Origin of the sequence: Mesorhizobium sp. M5C.F.Ca.IN.020.32.2.1, from assembly GCF_004023105.1 — a bacterium.
GTDB lineage: Bacteria > Pseudomonadota > Alphaproteobacteria > Rhizobiales > Rhizobiaceae > Mesorhizobium > Mesorhizobium wenxiniae.
In genome coordinates this window covers 1-8,831 of the sequence record NZ_RZSX01000179.1, presented here as the reverse complement: position 1 = coordinate 8,831, position 8,831 = coordinate 1, and the positions used below count along the sequence as shown (strand labels likewise).

Annotated in this window: 7 protein-coding genes and 1 pseudogene; 7 read left to right on the top strand and 1 reads right to left on the bottom strand. The window is 61.4% G+C overall.

Going from position 1 to position 8,831, the window contains the following annotated elements; translation table 11 throughout:
• The 4 genes and pseudogenes from EOA86_RS38565 to EOA86_RS11670 all read left to right on the top strand — a co-directional run.
• Positions 1 to 221 (top strand): annotated as a pseudogene (locus tag EOA86_RS38565) (Crp/Fnr family transcriptional regulator); the annotation flags it as partial.
• Positions 222 to 534: 313 nt separating this feature from the next.
• The gene (locus EOA86_RS11680; protein WP_128341770.1) at positions 535 to 1,809 is read left to right on the top strand and encodes a tetratricopeptide repeat protein; all 1,275 of its coding nucleotides are present in this window, start codon (positions 535 to 537) and stop codon (positions 1,807 to 1,809) included.
• A gap of 11 nt (positions 1,810 to 1,820) precedes the next feature.
• Positions 1,821 to 2,621, top strand: coding sequence for a FecR domain-containing protein (locus EOA86_RS11675; RefSeq protein ID WP_128341768.1), 801 nt, complete (start codon positions 1,821 to 1,823; stop codon positions 2,619 to 2,621).
• A 15-nt stretch (positions 2,622 to 2,636) separates the two neighbouring features.
• The gene (locus tag EOA86_RS11670) at positions 2,637 to 4,559 is read left to right on the top strand and encodes an adenylate/guanylate cyclase domain-containing protein (protein WP_128341767.1); all 1,923 of its coding nucleotides are present in this window, start codon (positions 2,637 to 2,639) and stop codon (positions 4,557 to 4,559) included.
• 14 nt (positions 4,560 to 4,573) lie between these two features.
• Here EOA86_RS11670 and EOA86_RS11665 read toward each other — a convergent pair whose 3' ends face one another.
• Positions 4,574 to 5,365, bottom strand: coding sequence for an IclR family transcriptional regulator (locus EOA86_RS11665; protein WP_128341765.1), 792 nt, complete (start codon positions 5,363 to 5,365; stop codon positions 4,574 to 4,576).
• Between the two features lie 231 nt (positions 5,366 to 5,596).
• On the opposite strand from EOA86_RS11665, the gene EOA86_RS11660 reads away from it, so the two are divergent.
• The 3 genes from EOA86_RS11660 to EOA86_RS11650 form a co-directional block, all read left to right on the top strand.
• A complete protein-coding gene (locus EOA86_RS11660; protein ID WP_128341763.1) occupies positions 5,597 to 7,195 on the top strand; it encodes an ABC transporter substrate-binding protein in 1,599 nt (532 codons plus the stop codon).
• 12 nt (positions 7,196 to 7,207) lie between these two features.
• Positions 7,208 to 8,068: an alpha/beta hydrolase gene (locus EOA86_RS11655; protein ID WP_128341762.1), complete on the top strand. Its 861-nt coding sequence runs from the start codon at positions 7,208 to 7,210 to the stop codon at positions 8,066 to 8,068.
• Positions 8,065 to 8,831 (top strand): gamma-glutamyltransferase (locus EOA86_RS11650; protein ID WP_206630003.1); only part of this gene is annotated, 767 nt, incomplete at its 3' end. The genes EOA86_RS11655 and EOA86_RS11650, both read left to right, overlap by 4 nt.

Genomic DNA, 8,831 nt, shown 5'->3' with positions numbered 1-8,831 from the left:
GATGCACAGTGGGCGAAATGGGTTTCCTGACCGAGCGACCACGCTCGACGGACGTGATCGCCGACGAGGATGTTGTTGCCTATAAGCTGACCTCGTGGGCGTTCAACAAGATAACAAAGGCTAGGCCGCACATTGCGCAGGCCGTCCTGAGAAGCATCGCCCGCCAGCTCTCCGACCGCTTGCGCAACGCGACGGAAGACCTTCGGATGAGCTACATGTGACACTTGATGCGTCAGGCGGCGACCAGATATGCGCAGAATCGCGCAAACAATATTGATCTTGTCGGCTGCGCGATCCACGGCTGATTATGATTTGGCTTAGTTGCCGTTTGTACCGAATACTTGCTCGAAGTCCAGCAACGCTGAGAAGATGCTTGGCCAACCAGGGTAGCCGAAATGCGAATGAACCCGATAGTTTGTTGCGCAGCTGCAACAGCTGCTGAAGACTCGGAAGGTTTTGTGCCAGTTCTGTCGCTTTTTTTCGTGCAGGCGTGCTAGATCGCTGCACTAGTCGGGTTGGGGTGGGTTTCTCGGCATGCATTCCTCGTTTTCAATGATCTTCGGCTTCGCCGCGGCGCTGCTTTGCACCGGCATATCGCCGGCCGGCGCACAAGGTCCCTATCCGGCCTATGACGATGCTTTTTCAGCCCGCATCGCCAGTCCGGCCGACAACAGAACGCTCGCCCAGTTCGTCACGGTTGCCGTCAACGCCGGGCAGTACGATCAGGCGATCTCGTCGGTCGAGCAGTATCTCATCAAATATCCCCGCGATGCCCGCGCCCGGCTTGCGGCCAGCCGGTTGTACTATCATGTCGGCTCTTATGAATTGGCCCGGCGGCAGGTGCAGTACGGCATCGAGGTCGGGGGCCTGTCCGCGGCTGAGCAGCAGGAAGCTGTTCGCCTGCTTGCCCGCATCGAGCGCGCGTTGCGTGGCGTCACCTGGGAACTCGCCCTGACCGGCGGCGTGTTCAGCGCATTCACCGATTTTGAGCCCGGTGGGGCCCAGGACGACGACAGCTTCGTCTCGCCCTATGGGCGGGCGGAAGGCTTTGTGCGATGGGACCTCGGCACGCCAAGTGCCGACGCTCTCGTTCTTTCAGGGTCGTTGACGGCGACACAGCGTTTTTTCACGCCAGACCTGTCGGTTCCGGGTAGCAAGGAGACTTTCATCCACGGCAACGCCGCGATCACCTGGGACAAGGGGCTGCCCAACAGTGGGATCGATTCGCTGCGCCTGCTGCTTTCGGCGTTTACCGTTACAGATCGTTTCGACAGCGATATCCACGAAACCGGCATCGGCCTCAGTGGACGCTTTCTTGTGCGCCCGACCGTCGAGACGACGCTTTTTGCAGGCGGCGGCTACATCGATCTAAGCGCCTCGCAAGGCATTTTCGCCGATAGCAGGGTCTTTTATGAGGCAGGCGGCAGCTACCGCTTCCGCAATGGCCAGGCGCTCGGATTGCGCCTGGTCGGCTCGAATGACTTCGCCTCCGGATCTGGCGAAATCGGCCACAGCTACATGGGCGAGATCCGGTACGGCGGCGTGCTGATGGAAGTACCGGACCTGTTCGTATGGTCTCACCAGGTCGCCGTCTCGGCCGGCCACAGCGACACTCCCGACTTGTCCGTCGGCATCAGCACGAACATAGAAAGCGACTTCTGGCGCATTGCCTCGGAAAGCGATTTTCAGCTCACTGAGTGGCAGAAGGTCAGCGTCGACCTCGCCTATCGCGAAACCGACTTCGATATCGCTAGCCGCGACCGAAATTCATTCGAATTGCTCGTGAGCTACACGTTGACGCTCAACTGAAAGAGACCGCGATGAGGACCCTGTATCGTCAGATAGCCACCTGTATCGCCTGCCTTGGCTTTGCGGCACCGTCTGTCGCTGAAACGGTCGGGTCCATGACGGCCTACCAGACCGACATCATCCGCAATGACCGCGAGGCGATGAACGTCGGCGCTGCCGTCGAACTCGGCGACCAACTGCGCAGCAATATCACCGGTCTGGGAATGCTCGTGTTCCGGGACGAGTCGAGCGCCAAGATTGGTCCGAACACCAGCCTGACGATCGATGAATTCGTCTACAATCCGGGGTCCCGATCAGGAAAGATCGACATCAGGATGAACAGCGGCCTGGCCCGTTTCTACGGCGGTCAGGTTTCGAAGGGGGGCGACATGCAAGTTGCGACGCCACACATGGTGCTCGGAGCCAGAGGCGGCATCATTGAAGTGCTTGTGATAGCTGGTCAGACCGTCGGCATACTGCGCGCCGGCCGCATGACCTGCATGTTGAATGGTCGCAAGCTCGTGATCACAAACCCGGGCCACGCCTGCACGTCGGACAATGGCAACCTGCTGACCGGCTACGGCGGTATCGACGCCTTCCCGATATTGGACAGCATCGATCGGATAGCCGGCACCGGCATGCCAGGCGAACCGGGTCCGGGGCTGAACGTAAGCGCGATTTGTGCGTCAGCACTCGGCAACTCGCTCAAAGCCTGCAAGTCCACCGACGGCGCGTTGCCCGGCGTGGCCATGGAATTCCCTGACAGCTCAACGCCCCCTGTAGGCAGCGGGGTGGATGATGAGGATGATGACTGCTTTCCCGACTGCCGGTAAGCCCGGCCGATCGGCATGAGCCCCTCGCTTGATTGGCGGCGGGCTGCCAGGCGGAAAATACCTGGTCTTGCGGTCGTACTCTTGCTGCTCGCTTGCCATTTTGCTTTCGACGGGCCGCTATCGCGCCTGCGCGAGCGTACGTACGACTTCTACCAGTTTCTCGCCCCGCGCGAGGCGACCAGCAATCCTGTTGTCATAGTCTCGATAGACGACGCGAGCCTTAAGGCATATGGGCGATGGCCTTGGAACCGTGGCCTTTTGGCCGATCTAGTCGATGGTGTCGCCGAGTCCGGTGCGGCGGTGATCGGGCTTGCGCTGATGCTGCCCGAGGCTGACATCTCTCCTGATGGCATCGCCGGAGACAAGCGTCTCGCCAGCGCACTGGCGAAAAATCGAACGGCGCTCGCCGTCAGCCTGGGTAACGAGGCGACGGTTTCAGAAGCAGAGCCCAAAGCCGGCTGGTCGATCGTCGGGCAAGTACCCGAGACGCTTCCTGGCTTCACCGGCTTGACAGGCTCGCTTCCGGATTTCTCGAGCGCCGCTGCAGGCCTCGGCGCAATTCGCACTTTGCCGGATCCCGACGGCGTACTACGCCATGTGCCGCTGCTCTGGCTCCGAAATACGGCTCAAGGCGTTCAGCTCTGGCCGTCCTTCGCGCTCGAACTCCTGCGCCTCTACGCCGGAGAGAACGGCTACGTAGCCCGGATGAATGCCGCCGGGTTTGACGCGCTCAGGATGGCCGGGACCATCGTGCCACTCGAACCGCAGGGCAGCATCCGCCTCTGGGAAACCGACACCAATACGCCGCGCATATCTGCCGGTAGTATTCTTTCGGGCCGCGGCGATCCGCTGCTGCGGAACGCCATCGCCATTGTCGACCTGTCGGCCGTGGGATTGATGCAGTACCTGCCAACCCCGACGCGTCCGGCGCGACCAGGCGTGGACATCCACGCTGATGCAATCGGCCAGATGCTTGCCGCGCGCTATCTTGCAGAGCCAACGCAAGCGCGTACGCTCGAGCGGCTGTGGTTGGTCCTCAGTGGCATCGTTTTCATCGGACTTTCGGGAGTTCTCGCCCAGCGTGTCATGCTTGGCGCCCTCGCTCTGGCGCTCCTTGTTGCCACGCCCTTCGCGTTCGGCGCTCTCGAATACAGCCTGCAGGGTAAGCTCTACGACCCACTACAGCCGGCGCTTGCGACGATCCTCTTAGCAGGCTTCGAAGGCTATGTCCTCTACAGGCGCAGCGAGCAGCGCCGGTCCACCCTGGCACGGCAGTTTTCCCAATATCTGTCGCCCTCCGTGGTGCAGCGCCTCGCAAATTCGGATACCGAAGCGATCCTGTCCGGAGAGAAGCGCGAGATCACAATCCTGCTGAGTGACATACGCGGCTTCACGGCGATGAGCGAACAACTCGATGCCCAAGAAATCGCAAAGGTGGTCAATCACTTCCTCGGCCTTGCGACCGATGAGATACTCAAGCGGGACGGGACCATCGATAAGTTCATGGGCGATGCCGTGCTAGCCTTCTGGAACGCGCCGCTTGACCAGCCAGATCATCGCGAGCGTGCGCTCGAAGCGGGGCTTGCCCTGATCGAACGGGTGAGGCGCGAAAACGCGGCGTTCACGGCGCGCGGGCACCCCTCTATCCAAATCGGCGTCGCTATCGAAACTGGCATCTGCTCCGTAGGGAATTTCGGCTCCGAACGGCGCTTCGATTACACCGCGATCGGCTCGCCGGTGAACCGCGCGGCACGGCTCGAGTCAACCACCAAAAAGCTGAGGATCCCTCTGGTGCTTGGTCCCGGATTTGCGCAAGGAGCATCGATGCCGGTTGTGCAGGCAGGCGCCTTTGAACTCCAAGGCTTCAAGGGCGAGGTGTCGATTTTCACCGTTCCGGAGATACACCCCTCGTCACAATCCGCCAGGGAAGTCGTGTGATGTTTGGCACCGGTTCAACTCGCCATCTCATTGGCCGGCGAGCGAAAGCCAAGGGCGGCGGAAATACGATGGGCGGCCCGGGCTACCCTATCGCCCAGTTCGCTTATCCGCTCTTCCGGCACCCGGTTTTCCGGGGCAGCGATGTTCAGCGCCGCGATTATCTTGCCCGGTGCCACGAACACCGGTGCGGTGATCGAAATCAGATCGTCGTTGATCTCGCCGCGACTGACGAAAAACTTCGCCTTGCGGATTTGCTCGAGCCCGCCCCTTAGAAGCCGAGGATCGGTCACAGTTTTCTTGGTGAAGCGCTTCAACGGGCCCGAAAGAATGGCCTCGCGCTCCTCATCATCCATATGGGCCAGGAACGCCTTGCTCGAACCGGCATGTAGCGGCCGCCGGCGGCCGACAATCGCATTGACGCGAAGGTCCCGCTTCGGCTCCCATTTGGCGACGCAAAGGCTTTCCTGGTCATCGCGGATTCGCAGCTGGGTGGTTTCGCCGATCGCCTGACCGAGTTCTTCCAGAACAGGGTTTGCAATGCGGATCAGGTCCATCTGTTCGCTGGCGGCGTGGCCGAGCATCAGCGCGGCGAGGCCGAGGCGATAGCCTTTTCCATCCGATGACCGCGCCAGCAGACCGCGTCGCACCAGCGTCTGCAAAAGCCGGAAAGCACGTGCCTTGCTGTCGCCGGAACGCCGCGCGATTTCGGAAACGCCAAGATCGGCCTCTCCGGCCACAGTCTGCAGCAAGCTGATCGCGCGATCGACGGAATCGACTGTGTACCGGGTGTCTGCCTGATCGGCCATCTCTCGTTCCTCGCCAAAACTCTCATGCTGAAGCCTAAACGAGAAAGTTTGTCTCGTCTAGTGAAACAACGGTTTATCTGTATTGACAAACGGAGGAGCTTTAGTTTCAACTCGCCGTCAGGAGGGAGACCGGCACCGTCAGCGGATCCTGGGCTGGACTCGATGATGGCAAGCGGCAGCGGAAAAGAACTCCTCCGACGGAACTATCCAGAGTGGACACGGAGAGAACCAATGATGAACCGGACAATATCGCGCCGTGCGCTGATGCAATGGGCGCTCGGGGGTGCCGCTGTCTTGCAAGGCATCAGCTGGACGGGTGCCCGGGCCGCGGCAAATGGCCAGCTGCGGATCGGCATGGCTGCTCCGCCGACGACGCTAGACCCGCATCTGAAGAGCAATGCGCCGAACAACGCGCTTGCCACCCACATCTACGACACGCTTGTCATCAACGACGAAAAATCGATCTCCAGACCGGGGCTCGCGACGGCCTGGCGCGTGGTCGACGACACCCATTGGGAGTTCGACCTGCGGCCCGACGTGCGCTTCAGCGACGGCGAGCCGCTCACCGTAGACGACATCGTCGTCTCATTCGACCGGGCCAACACCATCGAAAGCACGGCGTCGTTCCGGACCTACACGCGCAACATCAACTCGATCACCTCGCCCCAACCCGGCAAGCTTATCATCGAAACCAAGCAGCCGGAGCCGCTTCTGCCCAATTCCCTCAGTCGCATTCGCATCATCCGCGCCAAGTTCAAGGATACCCCTAGCGATCAGTTCAACAACGGCACCGCGGCGATCGGCACCGGCCCGTATGTGCTGAAGGAATATGTTTCCGGCAACCGTGTCGCGCTTTCCGCCAATCCAAACTACTGGGGACCGAAGCCTGCTTTGCCGGACGTCGAGCTCCGCATCGTCACCGATGCCGGCGCGCGGCTTGCCAACCTGCTCGCCGGCGATCTCGATCTCGTTGAACAGGTGCCCTACGAGGGTGTTGCTCGCGTCGAAAAAGACGAGCGCTTTCACATCATTCGCGGCGTCTCGAGCCGGGTCGTCTTCTTCTCGCTGGACACGTTCCGGGACGTCACGCCCTTCATCACTGGCAAGGACGGCAAGCCGCTCGACCGCAACCCGCTGAAGGATCTGCGCGTGCGGCAGGCGCTGTCCATGGCGATCGACCGCAGCGCCATTGTGGAGCGCTTGATGCAGGGCAATGCCATTGTCGCTTCGCAGTTTCTGCCTGCCGGCGCCCCGGGCACCTCGGCTGCTATCAAACCCGTTCCATTCGACGCTGCAAAAGCCAAGGCCCTGCTCGCCGAGGCTGGCTACCCCGAGGGCTTCCGACTGACGATCCACGGGCCCAATGATCGTATCGTCAACGATTCGAAGATCGTGCAGGCCGTGGCCCAGATGTTCTCCCGCATCGGCCTGGAAGTCAGCGTCGAGGTCATGCCCTGGTCGGTTTATGCCGACAAGGCGGATGCCCATGAGTTCAGCATCAATCTGGACTCCTGGGGCGTCAACACGGGCGAAACCTCTAACCCGATGACAGCGCTGGTCGCGACGCAGAACCCGGATGCCGGTATGGGTATTGCCAATTCGGGCCGCTACTCCAACCCCGATCTCGATGCCAAATTGGCTGTGGCGAAGCGGACGCTGGACGATGCCAAACGCGAAAAGATGCTCTCGGAGCTCAGCGAGATCGTCTTCAACGACGTCGCTGTTATTCCGATGCACCACGAGGTCCTCGTCGTGGCTGCCCGGAAGGACCTTCAGTTCACGACGCGGGCCGACCAGTATACGCTGGCGATGAATGCCAAGACTGTCTGAGGAGTTGTAGACTTGACGAGCATCGCCACGGGATCCGTTGCGGATCGCGGTCGCGCTACATACGATCTTGGCGCGACCGCCATCTTTGCTTCCAAATCAGACCCACGCTTCCACTATTGCCTGTATGTACCGCCCGCGGTTGGGGAAGGCGCCCAAGTCGACCTGCTGGTGGCCGTCCATGGCACTGGCCGCACCTCGTTCCTGGGTTTCCGCGACGCGTTCGCCGAGTTCGGACGCTGGAACGACTGCGCCATCTTGTGCCCGGTGTTTCCAATGGGCGTTCTCGGCGACGACGCCCGCAGCGGATACAAATACATGATCGAGGACGACATCCGCTACGATCAGGTGCTGCTCGCCATAGTCGAGGAAGTTGTCGCGAAATACCGTCAGGACTGGACCCGTTTCGCCATGTTCGGATTTTCCGGCGGCGGGCACTTCACCCATCGCTTCGCCATCCTCCATCCCGACAGGCTCTGGGCGGCGTCGATCGGTGCGCCAGGCTCGGTGACCTTGCTCGATCCCACGCGGGACTGGTGGGTGGGCATTCGCGACCTGGCGGAGAAGTTCGGCATCACCTTCGACGCCGCAGCGCTGGCAAAAGTGCCGGTCCAGATGATCGTCGGCGATGCCGACCTGGAGACCTGGGAAATCACGCATGTCCAAGGCAGCACCCATTGGATGCCGGGCGCCAACGATGCAGGACAAACGAGGCCGGAACGCCTCAGGACGTTGTGTCGATCGTTCGAGGAAGCCGGTGTGCGCGTACGCTTTGATCTGTTGCCCGGGGTATCCCACGAACGCGACGCGGTTCTCGATTCGGTCAAGGATTTCCTGGCCCAGGCGCTCAAGGAACGACGGAACGCCTCAAGATGAATGCAATGATCGTTGCGCCGCAGCCGGAGGCGGTCGAGGCGGGCGCGCTGGTGCTCAAACGCGGCGGCAACGCCGTCGATGCGGCGATCGCCTGCGCTTTCATGCAAGGCGTCGTCGACCCTCAAATGGCCGGCATCGGGGGGTTTGGCTCGATGCAGGTCTACATGCCGCGACGCGGCGTGCATGAGGTGCTTGAATTCTACGCCAGGGCGCCGCTCAAAGCATCGCCCGAAATGTGGAGCGACCTCCTGGTCGGCCAGTCTCGCGATGGCTTCGCCTTTCTGCTGGAAGGCGGCATCAGCGAGATCGGCTACCTCGCCGTCTGCACGCCGGGCAGTATCAAGGGTTATGCCGAGGCGCTGGCGAGATATGGCACTTTTGAATGGGCCGACGTCGTCGCACCCGCCGCCACGCAGGCGAGGCGAGGCTTCATGGTCCGCCCGCATGTCCACTGGTATTGGTCGCAGGACGGCGTCGATACCGGCGAAGTGCGGACACTTGACAAGCTGCGCTTCAGCAACACGGGGCGCTCAATCTATTTTCGCTCTGACGGCACGGTGAAGCTGCCAGGTGACGTGGTCGTCAACACCGATCTCGCTCAAACGCTCGAGCGCATCGCGGCGGCCGGTCCGGACATTTTCTACAAGGGCGAGATCGCCGAAGAAATCGCCGCCGACATGGCCGCCAACCGAGGCCTCATCGGGACGGATGATCTGGCGTGCTACGAGCTCTCTACCGCGCAACCGCTCTGGGGCGAGTATCG

Coding starts and splice junctions, on each gene's coding strand:
- EOA86_RS11680 (WP_128341770.1), top strand. CDS start 535: ATGCATTCCTCGTTTTCAATGATCTTCGGCTTCGCCGCGGCGCTGCTT.
- EOA86_RS11675 (WP_128341768.1), top strand. CDS start 1,821: ATGAGGACCCTGTATCGTCAGATAGCCACCTGTATCGCCTGCCTTGGC.
- EOA86_RS11670 (WP_128341767.1), top strand. CDS start 2,637: ATGAGCCCCTCGCTTGATTGGCGGCGGGCTGCCAGGCGGAAAATACCT.
- EOA86_RS11665 (WP_128341765.1), bottom strand. CDS start 5,365: ATGGCCGATCAGGCAGACACCCGGTACACAGTCGATTCCGTCGATCGC.
- EOA86_RS11660 (WP_128341763.1), top strand. CDS start 5,597: ATGATGAACCGGACAATATCGCGCCGTGCGCTGATGCAATGGGCGCTC.